The 17,564-nt window shown below is 43.9% G+C and carries 15 protein-coding genes and 1 tRNA gene; 9 read left to right on the forward strand and 7 right to left on the reverse strand.

The window, feature by feature from the left end; all coding sequences use genetic code 11:
• Positions 1–127: 127 nt before the first annotated feature.
• Together THMIRH_RS09605 and THMIRH_RS09610 are read right to left on the reverse strand one after the other, a co-directional pair.
• Positions 128–2,551 (reverse strand): YbcC family protein, encoded by a 2,424-nt coding sequence (locus THMIRH_RS09605; protein ID WP_173291881.1) that lies wholly within the window; start codon positions 2,549–2,551, stop codon positions 128–130.
• Entirely contained in the window at positions 2,548–4,110 is a 1,563-nt protein-coding gene (locus tag THMIRH_RS09610) for an NADH-quinone oxidoreductase subunit L (RefSeq protein ID WP_173291882.1), read from the reverse strand. Before THMIRH_RS09610 ends, THMIRH_RS09605 begins: the two co-directional genes overlap by 4 nt.
• 244 nt (positions 4,111–4,354) lie before the next feature.
• On the opposite strand from THMIRH_RS09610, the gene THMIRH_RS09615 reads away from it, so the two are divergent.
• The 3 genes from THMIRH_RS09615 (at position 4,355) to THMIRH_RS09625 (ending at position 6,082) form a co-directional block, all read left to right on the forward strand.
• Positions 4,355–4,894 carry an Lcl C-terminal domain-containing protein gene (locus THMIRH_RS09615; RefSeq protein ID WP_173291883.1) on the forward strand — a complete coding sequence of 180 codons (540 nt, stop codon included), beginning with the start codon at positions 4,355–4,357 and terminating at the stop codon, positions 4,892–4,894.
• Positions 4,895–4,974: 80 nt separating this feature from the next.
• Positions 4,975–5,811, forward strand: a complete 837-nt coding sequence (locus THMIRH_RS09620) for an HDOD domain-containing protein (RefSeq protein ID WP_173291884.1) — start codon at positions 4,975–4,977, stop codon at positions 5,809–5,811.
• 195 nt (positions 5,812–6,006) lie between these two features.
• Positions 6,007–6,082, forward strand: a tRNA-Asn gene (locus tag THMIRH_RS09625).
• Positions 6,083–6,168: 86 nt separating this feature from the next.
• Here THMIRH_RS09625 and nudE read toward each other — a convergent pair.
• Positions 6,169–6,717: an ADP compounds hydrolase NudE gene (gene nudE / locus THMIRH_RS09630; protein WP_173291885.1), complete on the reverse strand. Its 549-nt coding sequence runs from the start codon at positions 6,715–6,717 to the stop codon at positions 6,169–6,171.
• Positions 6,718–6,749: 32 nt separating this feature from the next.
• Between nudE and yrfG the strand changes: the two genes are divergently transcribed.
• The 4 genes from yrfG to THMIRH_RS09650 all read left to right on the forward strand — a co-directional run bounded on the left by yrfG (position 6,750) and on the right by THMIRH_RS09650 (position 9,636).
• Positions 6,750–7,436, forward strand: a complete 687-nt coding sequence (gene yrfG / locus THMIRH_RS09635) for a GMP/IMP nucleotidase (protein WP_173291886.1) — start codon at positions 6,750–6,752, stop codon at positions 7,434–7,436.
• A gap of 102 nt (positions 7,437–7,538) precedes the next feature.
• Complete coding sequence (locus tag THMIRH_RS09640; protein ID WP_173291887.1) at positions 7,539–8,666, forward strand: histone deacetylase family protein; 1,128 nt, start codon at positions 7,539–7,541, stop codon at positions 8,664–8,666.
• On the forward strand, positions 8,666–9,286 hold the full coding sequence (locus THMIRH_RS09645) for a DUF429 domain-containing protein (protein WP_173291888.1): 621 nt from the start codon (positions 8,666–8,668) through the stop codon (positions 9,284–9,286). Before THMIRH_RS09640 ends, THMIRH_RS09645 begins: the two co-directional genes overlap by 1 nt.
• 68 nt (positions 9,287–9,354) lie before the next feature.
• Positions 9,355–9,636 (forward strand): TIGR03643 family protein, encoded by a 282-nt coding sequence (locus THMIRH_RS09650; protein WP_173291889.1) that lies wholly within the window; start codon positions 9,355–9,357, stop codon positions 9,634–9,636.
• A gap of 54 nt (positions 9,637–9,690) precedes the next feature.
• Here the strand turns inward: THMIRH_RS09650 and THMIRH_RS09655 are convergent, their stop codons facing one another.
• The 4 genes from THMIRH_RS09655 to THMIRH_RS09670 form a co-directional block, all read right to left on the reverse strand.
• Complete coding sequence (locus THMIRH_RS09655) at positions 9,691–10,308, reverse strand: hypothetical protein (RefSeq protein ID WP_173291890.1); 618 nt, start codon at positions 10,306–10,308, stop codon at positions 9,691–9,693.
• Positions 10,305–12,536, reverse strand: coding sequence for a putative bifunctional diguanylate cyclase/phosphodiesterase (locus THMIRH_RS09660; protein ID WP_207710567.1), 2,232 nt, complete (start codon positions 12,534–12,536; stop codon positions 10,305–10,307). The genes THMIRH_RS09655 and THMIRH_RS09660 overlap by 4 nt, the downstream gene beginning before the upstream one ends.
• On the reverse strand, positions 12,517–15,459 hold the full coding sequence (locus tag THMIRH_RS09665; protein ID WP_173291892.1) for a CheR family methyltransferase: 2,943 nt from the start codon (positions 15,457–15,459) through the stop codon (positions 12,517–12,519). Before THMIRH_RS09665 ends, THMIRH_RS09660 begins: the two co-directional genes overlap by 20 nt.
• A 176-nt stretch (positions 15,460–15,635) precedes the next feature.
• On the reverse strand, positions 15,636–16,271 hold the full coding sequence (locus THMIRH_RS09670) for a thiopurine S-methyltransferase (protein WP_173291893.1): 636 nt from the start codon (positions 16,269–16,271) through the stop codon (positions 15,636–15,638).
• A gap of 45 nt (positions 16,272–16,316) precedes the next feature.
• Here THMIRH_RS09670 and THMIRH_RS09675 point away from each other — a divergent pair, with 45 nt between their 5' ends.
• Both THMIRH_RS09675 and THMIRH_RS09680 read left to right on the forward strand, forming a co-directional pair.
• Complete coding sequence (locus THMIRH_RS09675; RefSeq protein ID WP_173291894.1) at positions 16,317–16,847, forward strand: redoxin family protein; 531 nt, start codon at positions 16,317–16,319, stop codon at positions 16,845–16,847.
• A 7-nt stretch (positions 16,848–16,854) separates the two neighbouring features.
• Positions 16,855–17,541: a spermidine synthase gene (locus THMIRH_RS09680; protein ID WP_173291895.1), complete on the forward strand. Its 687-nt coding sequence runs from the start codon at positions 16,855–16,857 to the stop codon at positions 17,539–17,541.
• Positions 17,542–17,564 lie beyond the last annotated feature (23 nt).

Genomic DNA, 17,564 nt, shown 5'->3' on the forward strand with positions numbered 1-17,564 from the left:
AGCCAAAAAAAAGGCCATGAGAACATGACCTTAAAGACTCTAACCTATAACAATTAACCAAAAATTGAACACTTTGAGTAACCCAAAGGTTTTATTGCCGTAAAACACTTAGATTTCTCCCTCAAAGTTAAGCAACCTCCAGCCACTCAGATCCATTGAAACGCGAGATTTTGCCGTCTTTGCCCCAATGAAATAAAAACAACCATTCATTTTTAATCAAATTACCGACCGCTTCGTGGCGTGCTGCAATGTCTTCTATGGCTGTTTGCGGTGCGTCGATATACACACTTAAACGCAGGGGTTCGTGCATCCAATCCTCACCATTGTGAATCGATTGCATGGACAGTCCAATCCGTAAATCCCCGCCATTGCCTTCAAAAACACCGATATTGCCGCCAACAACATTGTGCAACACCTTATTTCCACTGCCATACTTATAGTTGTCGCAAACAGAGGCATAGTATTGCAAGTTAATCCAATTGGTCACCACCATGGGCGCTGTCATAATGAGCTCTAGTAAGCCAAATTGGCTGTCAGAATCGGCGTTGTAGTCATGTAAAAAACTGCGTCCCTGCAAATTTAAATGCGCTGTACGATGACGCGGTGCCACGATAAACGAGGCGTTATTTGCCAAGCCCCATTCTGGACGCACTTGCGACCAATCTTTAGCGCGCGAACGAATTTCTTTATTGAGTTCATTACGATTGAGTTTTGGCAAACCTAAGCGCAAAGCGCGCTCTTGGCGACAGAAGTCTGAGGCATTTTCTAACCAAAACTCAAGTTGTTCATCCACTTCTTCAATGTCAAAACATTTAATATCGTCTGTTGTGGTATTGTGCAAAGCAGCGATAAACTCTGTGGTTTCAGGAATATCAATCCCTTGCGCCATCAAACCTTCTCTGATATCTAAGCGATTTAACAAATAGGCCAGCACTCGCACATTCAATTCGCCCGTTTGTCCGCCGCAAGCGCCACAATCTAGACCAGCCGCATGAGGGTTGTTGCAAGTTTGGCTTCCGTGCCCTACCAGCAATACAAACTGTGCCAAATTTTTATTTAACCCCATGGCTTTTAAAATGCCCGCGGCCAAATCAACCAGTTGTTGCAAACTTAAAGGTTGGTTATCTTGCGATAACGCCCAAGTTTTGCCCACTTCTAAATCATTCACCGGATGTTGATGTGGCTCTGGAAAAAGCGTATTACGCAACAATTTAAACGCATAGAGCAAACCACTGGCTTCAACCATACTAAAAGTGGCTGGCGCAGCGCTGCCCCAATCTAACCAGCGGGCTTTACGGTTAAAAATGGCTTTTTGTTTTTGCACTTGCTCAGGATCCAAAATGGGCGTTAAACGCACATTGGGTTTTAACAGCCCAGGCAATTGCGGTCTTACCAAAGAACTGCCGGGAGCTTGATATTCCATGGGCAAGCCAAAAAATCCTGCAAATCCAAGCGTTTGAATACGCTCATCTTGCGCCTCAAGCGAACGGCGCATAACTTCTGAGCGCACATCAATACAAAAAGCCGCTTGCATTAAAGGTTTGGGTTGTTCTGCTGGTGGCGGCGTTTGTAACTGTTCATGCAAACCTTCTTGGTAAGCAATTTCAGAAGCTCTTTGCCATATCCAGGTCAATTGTTGCGCCTGAGCGTGCGACTTTTTCAAGTCTTTTAACTTAGCCAACTGATGACGCCACAAAAACTTTAACTCGCCAAAAACGCTACGACTTTTTTGTTTTTGGTAACGCCACAACACCAGCTCCCAAGCTAAACGAATCGCTAATAACTCCATCATTAAGCCGTTAGGCTGTTGATTGAGTCGGTCTTGCCAACGCTCATAAGCCACCCAAGAGGCCCAACCATTCATATCAAGCAACAAAGCATGCGCGTAATCACCCACATATCGATCAGACACTTGCAAATCGCGTAGTGCCTCTGCAATTAAGGCTTCTGGGGTGTCCGGCAAGGCCTGGAAAAGTTCGGTCAAACCATCTTCCGCCATAATGATTTCAATGCCTAAATCCGCTTGCGTGGCTTTTAACCAACTGTGGTAAAAACCATCCGAACCGTTACTGAATTGGCTACATACCTCTGAGTCGTGAAAATAGAAAGCACAAAACTGACTAATTTGATGGGTAATTTCATCCCGCCAAGCCATGCGGTGCAAACGGTCACGACCACTGTCCATTAAGTCGCTGATATTATGCCAATGCGCCGCTTCATCACTTGAAAGCAAATGAGATTCACAAGTATTTTGATCGACCTCTATGCCAGATTCTTGCATAGCTTTTTCTAAGTGGCTTGGCAAAATACGACTTAACCATAAAGGTTCAAAATAACTTTTACTGGGCAAAGCCTGCACTTGCGCCAAAGCGGCCAACTGCGCTGCCACTTCTTGAATGGGTTTGTCGCGCAACTCCCACCAAGGGTTTACCGCAATCCATTGGTCCAAAGGCCAAGTTGGGGCGATAAAATCGCAAGCTTCTTGCAAAGCTTTTTGCTGAGACTCAGTTAGCGTAATGGTTTGATTAAGGTTGATCGTGTTCGTTTTCATTGAATCATCTCCCTTGCTGCTATTTGTAATTGTTTAGGGTTAAAACGCACGGGTAAACGCTTGGGGAAAAACTTTAAGCTGACTCGCGTTACCCATTCATCCAAATAAAATCCGGCATACAAAGCGACTCTGAAATGCATCACCTTGGGATGTTCTGGCCAATATTTCAGTATCCAATACAAGGCCATAAAGGTAATGAATAAAGCACTCATCCAAATATCGCCCCACAAACCAACGGCATCTGGCAAAGATTGCACCACCAGTCCAGCGCCGTATTTTTGCAGTGAATAAGCCGCCACCAAAATCAATGCCATGCTTAACACCCCAAATAGTCCACCACGCTGTAAGCGACTGTCACGCTCGGCCACCAAAATCATCATGGCGATACCCAGTAATAGCCAAGGACTATAAGGCGCTGAAATATCAAATACCCAAATCATGCCCAACACAAAGCCGGATGCAATCAAAAAGCTACTAATCCACTGCGGCGCACGCGGCATTTTTGGCAAGGCCAAACGGCGTTTTAAATCGGACTCGACTTCCGAACCACTGTTTAAGAAGGCATAAGCTTTGTAACAAGAGTGCGCCACCAAATGTAATAGAGCTAATTCATAGAGTCCTAAGCCACACTCAACCAACATTAATCCCATTTGCGACATGGTTGACCAAGCTAAACGCACTTTCACGCTGATTTTAGTCATCATAATTAAGGCGGCAACCACGGTGGTTAAACCACCGACTATTAACAACAACCATTGCGCAATCGCCGATTGAATCATGAGGGGTGCAAATAAAATCATTAAAAAGCCACCCAAATTAATGATACCGGCGTGTAACAATGCCGAAACTGGCGTGGGCGATTCGACCACTTGAATTAACCAGCCATGTAAGGGCAACTGAGCACATTTAATTAAGGCGGTTAAAGCCAATAAAATTGCCGCGGCTTCTTGCAAACCATTGAGTTCTGTCGCTTGCGACATGGCCGTGTAAACATCACTAATCAACCAAGAGCCGGTGTCTTTGTGCAGCAATAAAATTGCACTGAATAAACTGATTTCAGCAAGGCGCGCAAAAATAAATTTTTTGTAAGCTGCCAATACCGCACGCTGACGCTGCGGATAAAAAACCAATAATTGATGCAGTCCAATACTAATCGCAATCCAAGCCACCATAAATACCAATAAATGGTTGCTGATCACCACTAAGGTCACCGCGCCAAGGCTTAACATTAACCAGCGAACATAGCGTTCTTCTTCTTCGGCATTGCCTGACATGTACTTTTCAGAAAAACGCACATTCACCAAAGCAATAAAACTGATTAGCACCAACATCACTAAACTACTGGTCGATGGATTTAACCAAGCAACGCTGTGCACATCTGTCAAAGACACCTTGCCCAGCACCACCAATAATGCAAAGATCGTTGAGATTGCCAAAGCCATTTGGGTCACCCACTTGGCAACGCCCCAATTAACTTTGCGCGAATTAGCACCAGCGCCCATTAAAAACAGCAGTGGGATGGCGTAAAGCATGATCGACCAAACCATGGGAGTATTCATAAACTGCTCCTAATCATCTGACTTGTTAACTTGTGCAATATTGCACCCTTGGAACAAATCTTAGACAATTCAGATGCAGATGAATAATTGAGATATCCAATAACAGGCATAGATAGCTTGCTAAGTAAGGCTCACACCCCCCTTGAAAGCCAAGTTTAACGGCTTTTGCATGGTGTATGGCACAGGCAACATTCCTATACAATAGCCTTCATTAAATAGAAAAATATTTCAAAAAAGGAATGCCATGCCATATTTAAATCCCTATTTTCGTCACCAGCCTTATCTAAAATTGAGTTTTATATTGTTGTTGGCTATCAGCAGTCATCAGGCAAGCGCCCACAATGGTGAATTGAGTTTATTAAAAGATGGTGTCATCAAAGATGAGCAACAACAACTCCTGTGGCAAGCTTGTCCTTGGGGACAAACATGGCAAGACTCACAATGCAAAGGCAGTCGCCAAGCGTTGGATTGGACAGAAGCCATGCGTTTATCTAATGAGCAAACCAATCAAACAGATTGGCGTCTTCCCACCCAACCAGAATTAAAAAATTTCTTAAAAGCCGCTGCCTCTCAAGCAAAAATAAATTCTTGGTATCGATATTTGATAAAGACAGAACCCGGCGAACAACCCAATTTTTATTGGAGCAGCACTATTGGCAATGGCTACCAAACCGGCGCCTGGGGAATACAAGCAGACACCCAATCTGGTCATTTTTACTTTAGAAGCACGCCAGGCTGGGTCTTGATGGTAAAACAAACTTTAGAAAAGACCCCAAAGTTATAAAGTTCTTTACATTCTTTAAATCATAGACTAGATTTAAAAGGGTTTTTAAATCAAGCAGTCTCTAAGGGGTGATATTCAGTATGCAGGATAAAATAAAAGAAGCTAACGCCATCTTGGCTAAAATGAATGTCCCAAACTTGCCCGATGAAGTGATTAAACTGCAAGATGAGCTTCAAAAAAAGTTCCCAAATACCGTCACCATTGCTAATTTAATTTCTCGCAACTCAGAATTGTTAGCCGACTTTATGACCCTGGTCAACACCAACCTGACCACTGAAAAGCAACAAATCAAAGATGCCAAAGCGGCAGTGAATGTGATGGGTTTGGATGAAATCTATAACATCTTTTTGTCTGCCAGCATCATGCAGCTATTAGGCGCTTCCCCCGCAGAAAGAGCCATTCTCAGCCATGGCGCAAAATCAGGCATAGCGGCGGCCGAACTCTCCTACTGGGTATTTGATGTTTCGCGTTCAGAAGCCTATATGGCAGGTTTAATGCAAAATGTTGGCGCTATCTATTTGTCGCGCTTTGACGATGAATACAAAGCCATTTTTGAATCCCAAATGAGCAACCCCATTACAGGTTTCTTAAAAGAATTCGAACTTTTTCAAACGGAACATACCATTTTAGGCGCCATCGTTTGCAAAAAATGGAACATTGACCCCATCATTTATAAAGCCTTAATGTTTCATCATGATGTCGATTTCGCAGTCAAAACCGCCAGCAATCAAAAAATAAAACATATTACCGCCCTGATTATTTTGAGTAATTATGTTGTTAGCTCAACCTTAAGTGAACAATATATTACCCAAGAAATCAAAAATTACCGCGACCTAGCCAAAAACCTACTCGAACTTCCAGACAATGCCATGAAAGCAGCCACCGCTTCGGTTTTAAAATGGGGCAGTAAACTCTAAAAACTAAAACAACTCGCAATCCATAAAATCAAGCGACGCTTTAGATATCAAGCAATTAGCTTAGGTTTGTTGATGGGTCGGCTGCAAGCCTTGTGGAATGGGGAAAATTTATTAAATTTTTTTTACAAAAAGAGTTGCAAAGTTTTTAGGGCTGTCTATAATACGCACCATTCAAGCGAAAGCATGAACTACCACTCCCCAATAGTTCAGTCGGTAGAACAGCGGACTGTTAATCCGTATGTCCCTGGTTCGAGTCCAGGTTGGGGAGCCAAACTTTAAAGCCAAGTTATTTATTAACTTGGCTTTTTTAATTTATAGGCTTTGAAAAGTTTGCACACAACTCGACAAACTTCTAACTTAAATCTTACCCAGCTCTTTCAGCAACAACATTAATGCCGCGTAAGCTCGCCCTTCGGTGAACTCTGGGTGTTCTAAGAGTGCTTTCCAGTTTTGGATAGGCCAATGGATGATTTCTAGGGGTTCGGGTTCGTCACCCACTGCGGTTTCTGGCACTAGATCTTGTGCCAAGACAATGTGAATTTGATGCCCCATGTAGCCAGCAGCCAAAGTTACGCTATCAAGGCGCTTGACTTGACCGGGTCTAAAACCGACTTCTTCCATGCTTTCGCGCACCGCGGCTTCGGCCCAGGTTTCGCCGGCATCAATTTTGCCCTTAGGAAAACCCAGCTCATAGCGTTGCACGCCTGCACTGTATTCTCTAATCAGCACCATTTCTTCGTTGATAATGGGCACAATCAAAACTGCTCCATGGGTTGAAGCAACCAAGCGTTCAAATTGCACACGGGTGCCGTTGCTGTATTCTATGTCTAAAGCTTGCACTTTAAATATTCGAGATTCTGCAACTAACTTTTCCGCTAAAATGGTGGGCGTTTTTTGAGTTTTCATAAGGCTCCCATAATACCGAAGAGGAAATTAAAATGCCATCAACAAATCCAAATATCCCGTGGGATTCTATTGATACCGTGCTTTTGGACATGGACGGAACCCTATTGGACTTGTATTTTGACTGGCATTTTTGGATGACTTTTTTGCCACAAGCCTATGCCAATAAAAACCAACTGTCGCTAGAAGAAGCAAACCGCATTATCCATCAAAAAATCCAGGAAATTGAAGGCACGCTAAATTGGTATTGTTTGGACTATTGGACCCAAACCTTTGAGTTACCCGTGGTGGCACTCAAGCGTGAAATCAAACACATGATTCAAACCCACCCTGAAGTCATTACCTTTTTACAGCGGTTGAAAATGCTGAATAAACGCTTAATCATGGTGACCAATGCACACCGCGACAGTTTGACGCTCAAGCTAGAAATGACTGACATTGGAGATTATTTTGACCAGATGATTTCAGCACACGACTTTGGCATTCCCAAAGAAAACGGAGAGATTTGGCAAAAGATTCAGGAAGTCGCTCCCTTTGACCCGCAACGCACCTTGCTGATTGATGACAACCTGCGTGCTTTAAAAACTGCGCAAGAATTTGGCATTGCCCATTTGTTAGCCGCCACACATGTCAGCGCCAAAATGGATAAAATAAACCCAGAACATTTTGAAGCCTTTGAAAGCTATCTTGAAATCATGCCGCAACAGCCACAAAAGACTTAAAAACGCTTTAAAAACAACCAGGCCTGGTTAAATTTGAGGCTTCTAAACTTCAAAATCACTATGCTTTCGTGCACCTATTCATGCACTTAAAGGAGATGTGTTATGAACAGTCGTCGTCAATTTATTCAGCAATTGCTAGGCCTGACCAGCTTGGTTTCTTTAAGCGCTTGCGGTCATGCGGCTCGACCTGCGCCCAATAAAACTGGCGTGGTTCTTGACCCGCTCTTTTTTGAGCACACCCTAAAAGATCACCCCGAAAGCGCTCTGCGCCTAACCGCCATAGACCAAGCCTTGCAAGATGCGCAACTCTGGTCACGCCTCACGCCGGTTAAAGCCCGCAAAGCCACGCAACAAGAATTGCTATGGGCACACACCCCCAGCTACATCAAAGAGATTCAACAACTCAGCGAAGCCGGTACCGCCTTTTACGATGAAAACCAAGATACCTATCTCACCCCCGCCTCTTATGAAGCCGCCTGCATGGCAGCAGGTGGCGCCATCGCTTTAAATCTAGCGGTTTACGACCGCCAAGTCGACAATGGCTATGCACTCTTGCGCCCACCTGGGCATCATGCGCTCGCCGACAAAGCCATGGGATTTTGTTTATTTAATTCAGATGTGATTGCCGCGCGTGCTTTGCAAAAATATCGTGGGGTAAAACGCGTAGCCATTGTGGATTTAGATGTTCACCACGGCAACGGCACCCAAGACCTCACCATTGATGACCCCAGCATTATGGCAGTTTCGGTGCACCAACATCCTTATTGGCCAATGACCGGTGGCGCAGAGCATCAAGGCAGTGGTGAAGCTTTTGGCACCAACTTAAATTGCCCCTTGGGCGCACTCGCTGGCGACAAAACCTACCTGAGAGTGATGAACGAAATTATCATCCCCAAATTACAAGCTTTTAAGCCTGAACACATTATTGTGTTTGCTGGCTACGATGGTCATTGGCAAGATCCGCTGGCGCAACATCTGCTCACCGTAGATGGCTACAACCAATTGGTTAGCCAGCTTAAAGAAACCGCGCAAAATCTGTGCGGCGGTCGCATCAGCTTATCCTTGGGCGGTGGATATAATCTTGAAGCCCTTGCCCCCTGCGCTCTGGGCAGCTTTGAAGTATTACTGGGTTTAACGCCTTCAAAAGACCCGCTTGGCAAAGGGCGTTTGCCAGAGAAAGATTTCAGCGAACACCTTGCGCAGCTCAAACGCTTTCAAGGGGTGAGTTAGTGCCAAAAGCGCTGTATGTGGGCATTGATCTTGCAGGCCCTGCTAACTTTGCGGACACCTGTATGGCGATAGAATGGCAAGGCAAATTAAACATTCATTGCGGGTGTAGCGATACCGATATTTTGAAAATCTTAGCGCCCTATCTTGGCAAAACGCCTGTGTTTATTGCCCTAGACGCCCCTTTAACTTATCAAGAAGGTGGCGGTTATCGAGATGTTGATAGGGCTTTGCGCCAACACCTAAACCAACATGGCTTTGCCAAAATCGGGGTTATGGCACCGACCATGACCAAAATGGTTTATCTGACATTACGCGGTTTGCGCCTAAAAGAATGCTTAAGTGCTCTGCCACAAACCACACTCTTTGAAACCCATCCTGGCGCAGCGTTATTGTTTAGTGGGGCGGATTATGACAGGGTATGCAATATCAAATCCAACCCACAAGCCTTGGCGACGATTACGGACTTTTTAAAACAACAAATTGCGTTTAAACAACCCATCACCCAAGACCACCAAGCCATGGCTGTCGCTGCGATGCTCAGCGCCAAACGCGCTGCTTTAGGTCAAGTTTTTTGGCAATTTCAGTCTGATATTGTGGGGCAACCGGCACTCGTTTTATAGCCCACCTCAAAAAAAATTCAAAAGCTTTAGTAAAATAGAAAACAAACTATTGAAGTGAGTTCATTAAAATGCCCAACACCCTAGAGATTCCCGTAAAACCTGAATTAGATGCCGAAGCCATTTCACGGATTATTGAAATGGCTTGGGAAGATCGCACCCCTTTTGAAGCGATTTTGCTGAACTATGGATTGAGAGAGTCTGACGTTATTAAACTGATGCGCCGTGAATTGAAAACGGGCAGTTTTAAAGTGTGGCGCGAACGCGTCACAGGGCGTAAAACCAAACATTTACAATTACGATCACCCGATGTGAGCCGTGGTTATTGCCCCACGCAATACAAACACCGTTAGCTGATAACGGCTAAATTCTTAATTATCTGAACCCAAAAATTGTTTAGAAATGCGTTAATCGGACGACTCTGGTCGACCGACACGAAACTCCCATATCGCAACTTGGCATGCCGGACAGACACTGTGTATGACATTTAATGGCGCATCTTGACTGGCTTGAAATTCCTCAGGTGGCAACCAAGTGTCGGTGCCTGGTTTTTTTAACTGATTACACATACTGCAACGCACCACCACCTCCTTTGCAGAAGATGTGCGTGTCACATCTTTTAAATATAAGGGCGAACCAAACGCTTCTTCACGAATTAAATAATGGCTAATTTTGACTTGCCCATTTGCTAAGGGCTGCAGCTCCATTTCCATAAAACGCTTATGGGTTGGCGAGTCGCATCGATAGGGTTTAAATAAGGTTTGTTTTTTGAGCCGACACAGCTTTAATGCAGAATCCAAATACATCACAGAACTGTCGCCAGATATGAAATGGTCTATGGATTGTCCAATGACAGCGCTTGCAGATAAACGACTGTCTGCGTTACCTGCTTTGGCAGACGCATCCCATGAATCAGACACTTCTATAATCATGTTATTGGCATCTAAAACCATTTCAACCAGTTTTATGGCATCATCCCCTCTTAGTGAAATGCTACTAGACAAAACGGGCTTTAGCGTTTTCATGTGCTTGAATCTAGAAAGTAAGGCTGAGGTTTACCCAGCAAATAGCCTTGAATATAATCCACACCCTTAGAAACTAACCAATCCATTTGGGCTTGGGTTTCAACGCCCTCAGTAATCACTTTCAGTTTGAGCGCCTTGGCCATGCCAATCATGGCCAAAATCAACTGCTTACTTTCTTCAGAATATTCCAAATCGTCTACAAAACTCTTATCGATTTTAATCACATCCACCGGCAAGGTTTTCAAGACCGACAAAGAGGCAAAGCCAGTACCAAAGTCGTCTAGTAAAATACGGCAGCCCTTAGACTTTAAGTCCTGCAAAGCCATATTCACCCAATCTAAATTTTCCATAGTGGCTGACTCGGTCACTTCAAAGTTAAACCGAGACAAGGGTAAGTCGTATCGTTGCGCAATTTGCTCAAGTTTTGTAACCAGGTCTTCATTACGAAATTGTAACGGAGACAAATTAACCCCAATCCGGACGCCAGCATCTAGTTGCGCTGCCACTAGGTCCTGACAAACTTTTTCAAATAACACATAGCCCAATTGTGGCATTAAGCCATTCTGTTCTGCGTAATTGATAAAGTCATTGGGATAAACCATCTTGCGCTGTTCATCAAAGATGCGAATTAAGGCTTCATATTTAAAAGAAACACTTGGCGACTCTACTGCAAATACCGGCTGATATTGCATTTGAATGTGAGCAGATGGGTCTTCTAGCGCCCGCCAAATTAAGGAAGCTAAATGACTGCTGTGTAACAAATCCTGCTCTTGGGATTCGTCAAAAATTTCATAACGATTGCGCCCAGAGCGTTTGGCGACATACATCGCAGAATCGGCTCTGCGCAACAAATCTTCTGCATTTTCTCCATGCTCTGGATAAAACGCAACGCCAATTGAGGCCCCTAAACGATGCACCCCATTCACGGTGACATAGGGCGATGCCAAACTTTGTAACAGCTCGTCAACCACGGACAAAACATTGGCTTTTTTCTTAAATCTCGACAACACTATAACAAACTCATCGCCCCCAATACGGGCTGCAATATCTGTTTCTCTGATGCGTGAAACAATGCGTTGCGTGGCTTCTTTTAAAATCAAATCACCTTCGTCATGGCCAAAATGGTCGTTTACCGCTTTGAATTTGTCGAGATCTAAAAACAACACCGCAAGAGGTTGTTGGCCTTTTTCTGTACGATGTAATCGCGCACTTAAAAATTGTTTTAACAAACTGCGATTGGGTAATTGGGTTAAAGAATCGTAAAAAGCCAGTTTATCGAGGTGATTTTGAAAAGCCTTGCGCTCGGTAATATCAGAGAAAGTTGCCGCATAATAGTTTTTGCCATTAAAGGCATCGTGGATACGACTGATTTGCAGCCATTCTGGGAACACTTCTCCCGACTTGCGCTTATTCCAGATTTCGCCTGCCCACCAGCCGTGATGCTGCAAATCTAACCACATTTTTTGATAAAAATCCGGGCTATGCCGCCCTGAGCTTAAAATGGCAGGACTTTTCCCAATCACTTCGGATTCTAAGTATCCGGTAATTTCACAAAATGCCTGGTTAACCCGCACAATTTTGCTTTCCGTATCGGTAATCATGACCGCTTCGCGCAATTGTTCAATAATCAAATTATCTATGCGCAGGGCTTGGTCGCTCATCATTTTGAAATGAAGCGGTTGAATAAAGCACAAGTAAGCCGTCATCTGATGCCAGGTGACCTTAACCTTACTTAAACTCAGCGTGAAAGAAACCCCGTTTTTGAAACTGAATATATGATCGGTTGGGCATTCGTCTGAATCATTTTTACAGTAAAGCTGCATTAGCTTTAAAAAGTTCATAGAACTTTTTTTGTCCATGTAAAAACGAAAATTGGTTTGTAGAAAACTCTCTCTGGTTTTTTTAAACACTTTGGCAGCAAAGTGATTAATTTCTAAAACTTTGCCGTGCGAATCGAGCAATAACATTGGAAAGTGCGCATCTAAAAACAAGCTTTTAAAAAACAGCGATGTTTCAATTTCTCTTTCTCTGAGTTGTTCGCCAAAGAAAGACTCCGCCTCAACCTCGCTGATTTGCTGCTGCAAAATTGCATTTTGCGATTCAAGTTCCAGCAATTGCGCATTTAAGCGATGGTTTTCTTCTTTAAAAGCAGCCAAATCCTGTCGCAAAAAATCCTCAGGAAATTGCTGATTAAATAAAGAGGCTGGTTCAAGATTTGCGTGCTTCAAATTCATCCACCATTTGTTGATTGCCCATAAAGCCAATAAAGTGGCGCTGCGCATTAATCCAGGTTTCTTCTATGCGTAACTTGGTCAGAATTCTTTGCCCTGCTGCATTTAAGGCAGTGACTTCGCGCCATTGTCCGACAATACCTGCCGGCTTGTCATTTTGGTAATTTTCCAAGTACAGATTATGGTGCTGCGAATAGGGTTCTGGCATTAGGATATTCACACTTTTGTAAACCAATGCTTCACTTGAAAAACCTAAAAATTCTTGCACCTTGTTATTCACATAAGTGATGTTACCCAAGCCATCAATCACAACCAAGCCAATCGGCAAATAATCACCCAGCAGTTGAAAGTTAAGGTGTCCATCGACATTCAAGCCGTCATTCTTGTGCGCCCAAGGTAAATCAAAAAACATCATCACGCCGACTATTTGACTCATTTGAGATTTATAAGGCAGTAAGCGCAAATAATAAACCTTGTCTTTTTTGCGTAAGCGAATCTGTCTTTCTTTTTCGCCCTCAATCACATTTAAGAGTTCTTGGCGCAAATTAGGAACATCCACCGATAACCCTAGGGTGGTGACGGTTTGCCCAAGATCGCCGCCATTAATACCAAAGGTTTCGCCCGCTTTTTTGGTAAAGCGCAACAATCTTAAACGGTTATCCACCAAGATAACCTTTTCGTCCATATGACTTAAAATATGCTCTAAATCATTATTAACCTGCTCTAGTTCATAACTTTTCACTTCAAGTTCTTGGTTAACGGTTGAAAGTTCTTCATTGGTGGACTGCAATTCTTCGTTAGCGGTTTGTAGCTCTTCATTGGCTGACTGCAGCTCTTCGTTTGCCGATTGCAATTCTTCGTTGGTAGATTGCATCTCCTCGTTGGTGGTTTCTAGCTCTTCAATAGAAGTTTGCAAACGCTCTTTAAACACCGCCACTTCTTTGCGTAAGTTATCGTTCGCTAACTCAGAACCTTCGTTTAACAACCCCGTGCCACTGATAAAAGCCTCACTTAAATCGACCTGGGTAAAGGTTAAAACAAAGGTATCGGGTGATTGTGGCTCAATATCAATACGCTTAATGGCAAGAAACAATGCCTGTGATGCCACCTTACTTTCATAAAACAAGGCTTGAGTTGCGGCATAACCCTCGCGGCGTGCTTTTTGCAACAAGGCTCGCACATCAACTTTTAGGTCTTCTCGAATGAGTGACAAAATATTGGTATCTATCTTGCCCTGCGGAAAACTCAGATAAGCCTCTACCTTGCCACGAATATGCAACACCTGCCCACTGCCATCTAGCACGATGGCAGTCGGGAACAACTGGTCTAATAAAATTTTATCTAACTGTTCTACCACCAAATTTTTTTCTTGAATCAAACCGGTATGCGATGGCGATTTTTGGCGAGTTTGCGCCAAACTAATGGCACTGCTTACTTGATCTAAGCGGGGCGATAAATTGGTTTTTTTGCGAATAAAGATTTGGCTTTGCTTTAAATAGCCTTCAAACAATTCCGGCACCGTATTGCTGGCGGATTCAGATTTACCCAAAAACAAATAGCCATTTTGTTTTAACGCAAAATGAAATACCTGAAACACTTGGCGCTGTAACTCTAACGAAAAATAAATCAGCAGATTACGACAACTGACCAAATCCAAACGCGAAAAAGGTGGGTCCATAATCACATTCTGACGCGCAAAAACCACTCGGTCACGGATGTATTTGCTCACCCAATATTGATCATCTTTGGCCACAAAATATTGCTTAAGCAAAGGCTCCGGAATGTCTTTCACTTGACCAGAAGAATAGGCGCCTCTGCGTGCTAGAGAAAGCGCAAACTCATCAATATCCGTTGCAAAAATTTGAAAAGACGCTTCTTTAGAAAACTTTAAACACGCCTGCTGAAACAAAATGGCAATCGAATAGGCTTCTTCACCATTGGCACAGCCTGGCACCCAAACCCGGATTTGATTGCCCTCTTCATTATTTTCGACAATTTTTTCAATCACCAAATTAAGGTCTTGAAAGGCTTCGGTATCGCGAAAAAACGAGGTCACTGAAATGAGCAAATCTTTAAACAAGCTTTCTACTTCAATCGCTGAAGAACTTAACAGCGTTAGATAGTCGTCAATCGTCACCACCTTATGCACCGCCATGCGTCTGGCAATGCGGCGTTGTATGGTTTTAAGTTTATAGCCGCTAAAGTCGTAACCGGTTTGTTCTAGGATGCGCTGAAATATTTTTTCTAAAGAGGTGCGAACCTTGGGCGAGGACAGTCTGCGCATGGCTTGACCGGCAGATTCAATATAGCTCAACATTTCGATTGCAATTTCTTTGGGTTGCAAAATCAAATCCACAAATCCTGTGTCTATCGCAGCTCTGGGCATTCCAGAATATTTTGCCGTGGTTTCGTCTTGCGCCAATACCAAACCATTGGCTGATTTCACCGCCATAATGCCTTGCGCACCATCTGAGCCAGTGCCAGACAAAATAATGGCAATACTTTTTTCACCTATGTCTTCGGCAAGTGACGTCAGCAATAAGTTAATGGACGGTTTAGGGCCTATGGCAGCGGCAGGTTTTAAAATGATTTCGCCATCTTTGACTAGCGCATTGTGCCCTGGAGACACGATATAAATCACTCCAGGTTCGGGGCGCGTGGCGTCCTCAACCAACTTGACGGGGATGTCGGTAATTCTTGAGAGCAAATCTCTTAAAATGGTGGGATGTTTGGGATCTAGGTGTTGGGCAATTAACACAATCGTATTGTTCAGTGACTGCAAGCCTGCTAATAAATCTTTGAGTGCCTCTAACCCGCCGGCTGACGCGCCTATGACCACCCAAAAAACGCCTGATTCATTAGCGCGCCCCTTTGGACTAACAAGAGCGTTGCTTAAAGTGGGCTGATTATCAGCAGTCATATTTACTTCTCCAGTACACTTTAAAACCTTCTACCTCTGCTATCAGCGTGAAGCCGCACAGGTTAATTTAAGTATTTTTAAGGATTGTATCACAAATTAAAAGGTAGAAATTTTACAAAAAATGGCTAAAAATTTATGCCCCTTTTCTAGCGTTAAACAGCTTTCCTATTCAAAATTTATGAGTTTCTTTTAAGCAAAAACACTTTCTCAAGAGCCTTCATGCCTTTCCGCTGCCCAAGGCTTTGCGCCAGCACTTCTATTTTAAATGCATGGCCAAACAATTCAAACACTTCGGCTTCTGGCACACAAAACGGGGGGCCCATATTGGGGTCATCACCGTATTCCACATTCACCAATAGTATTTGAGCATGACTGGGCAAAATATTGATTAAATGCTGCGCATAGCGTTGGCGCATTTTAGACGGCAGCGCCACCAAGGCTGCGCGGTCATACACCGCCGCTATGTGGGTGCATTGCTCTGGGCTTAAATCAAAAAAATCGCCACAGAGCAAAGTCATTTTGTTGAGCTCATAGCCACAAAAGGCATGATGCGCCACGGGCTGAGCGGTTAGCTGGTTTTCTGCCAAAAATTCATCCAAAGCTTTTTGACTGAGTTCCACGCCCAAAATATCATGCCCTTGTTGCGCCAACCACAACATATCCAGCGTTTTACCACACAAGGGCACCAACACTTCTTCTGACCCCTCTAATCCAAGCATGGGCCAATAATCTTTTAAAAACGCATTAATATCAGGTTGATGAAAACCCACCTGCCCCGATTGCCACATGGCGTGCCAAAAATCTGCTTGCATATTCAGTCCTTTGTTATCATGTTGGTTTTGAAATAAAGATTATAAATGATGACTTCCGAGACACAGCCAATTCCCTTTTTTAAACGCGCCTGGGTGCAAAATGGCTTATGGATTATAGGTGCCTTGGCGATTTATTTAATCATGCGCCCTATTATGCAAGGCGATGTGGTGCGTGGCCAAGTGCCGGCTTTGCAACTCACCAGCCTAACGGGGCAGGCGTTTGATCTTAGCCAAATCAAACAGCCAACCTTGATTCACATTTGGGCAGAATGGTGCCCCATTTGTGAAATCACTCGTGACAGTGTGGAATCTATAGCCAAAAGCCACCCAGTCATTAGCATTGCCACTCAGTCTGGCTCAGACGCTGAAGTCTTGGCCTATGCCCAACAACACCAAATGAACCCACAACACATCATTAACGACCCCAATGGCAAACTGATGCAAGCCTTTGGCACCAAAGGTGTGCCCGCTGATTTTATTGTAGACAGCCAAGGGAAAATTCAATTTGTAGAAGTGGGTTTTACCAGTGGCATTGGCTTGCGCTTGCGCTTGTGGTGGTTGGGTTTGCAGGACTAGGTTGCTTATGAAGTACGATGGTGTGGTGATTTTTAGGCAAGATGACGAGTTTGGTCCAGTTGAAGTGGTGCAAAACCGCAGCAGTCGCAAGCTCTACTTTGGCACACCCATTGAACAAAGCTGCCAATTTTTAAATGCGCCCATGCAACTGGGCTTTGAATATCATGAAAAAATGCTGGCGGTTTATCAAGACTTTTGCGACCAAACGCCCAACAACAAAAATGCCTATGCGCTCATTTTAGGTTTGGGCGGTGGTTCACTCAGCAGCCATTTACATTTGCATCACCCCAAACTGCCAATCACCACAGTAGAATTGCGAGCACCGGTAATTGCCGCGGCTTATCAGTTTTTTCACTTGCCGCAAGTCCCCGAACTGCAAGTGGTACAAGCCGACGCATTGGATTTCGTTAAACAAACTGAGCCACACTATCAAGTGGTGTTTGTCGATTTATATAATGAATTTGGCATGCCCAGCGAATTTTACAGCACCGAGTTTCAAACGGATTTATTGCAAATTTTGCCCCAAAAACAACCAGGCCTGGTCATTTTTAACCTGTGGAATGACGACCAACCCGCTTGTAATGACTTTATTGACACCTGGCAACAAATGGAAAAAGAAAACCCGCGATTAGCGGTGAAATCCTATCAAATTCAATCCAGTGAGAATATAATCCTCGCCATTCAACAAGGTTAAGCTTTTTAGCCTGCTCAACAACG

This window comes from Thiosulfativibrio zosterae, assembly GCF_011398155.1.
Classification (GTDB): domain Bacteria; phylum Pseudomonadota; class Gammaproteobacteria; order Thiomicrospirales; family Thiomicrospiraceae; genus Thiosulfativibrio; species Thiosulfativibrio zosterae.

Coding starts and splice junctions, on each gene's coding strand:
- THMIRH_RS09605 (WP_173291881.1), bottom strand. CDS start 2,551: ATGAAAACGAACACGATCAACCTTAATCAAACCATTACGCTAACTGAG.
- THMIRH_RS09610 (WP_173291882.1), bottom strand. CDS start 4,110: ATGAATACTCCCATGGTTTGGTCGATCATGCTTTACGCCATCCCACTG.
- THMIRH_RS09615 (WP_173291883.1), top strand. CDS start 4,355: ATGCCATATTTAAATCCCTATTTTCGTCACCAGCCTTATCTAAAATTG.
- THMIRH_RS09620 (WP_173291884.1), top strand. CDS start 4,975: ATGCAGGATAAAATAAAAGAAGCTAACGCCATCTTGGCTAAAATGAAT.
- nudE (WP_173291885.1), bottom strand. CDS start 6,717: ATGAAAACTCAAAAAACGCCCACCATTTTAGCGGAAAAGTTAGTTGCA.
- yrfG (WP_173291886.1), top strand. CDS start 6,750: ATGCCATCAACAAATCCAAATATCCCGTGGGATTCTATTGATACCGTG.
- THMIRH_RS09640 (WP_173291887.1), top strand. CDS start 7,539: ATGAACAGTCGTCGTCAATTTATTCAGCAATTGCTAGGCCTGACCAGC.
- THMIRH_RS09650 (WP_173291889.1), top strand. CDS start 9,355: ATGCCCAACACCCTAGAGATTCCCGTAAAACCTGAATTAGATGCCGAA.
- THMIRH_RS09655 (WP_173291890.1), bottom strand. CDS start 10,308: ATGAAAACGCTAAAGCCCGTTTTGTCTAGTAGCATTTCACTAAGAGGG.
- THMIRH_RS09665 (WP_173291892.1), bottom strand. CDS start 15,459: ATGACTGCTGATAATCAGCCCACTTTAAGCAACGCTCTTGTTAGTCCA.
- THMIRH_RS09670 (WP_173291893.1), bottom strand. CDS start 16,271: ATGCAAGCAGATTTTTGGCACGCCATGTGGCAATCGGGGCAGGTGGGT.
- THMIRH_RS09675 (WP_173291894.1), top strand. CDS start 16,317: ATGATGACTTCCGAGACACAGCCAATTCCCTTTTTTAAACGCGCCTGG.
- THMIRH_RS09680 (WP_173291895.1), top strand. CDS start 16,855: ATGAAGTACGATGGTGTGGTGATTTTTAGGCAAGATGACGAGTTTGGT.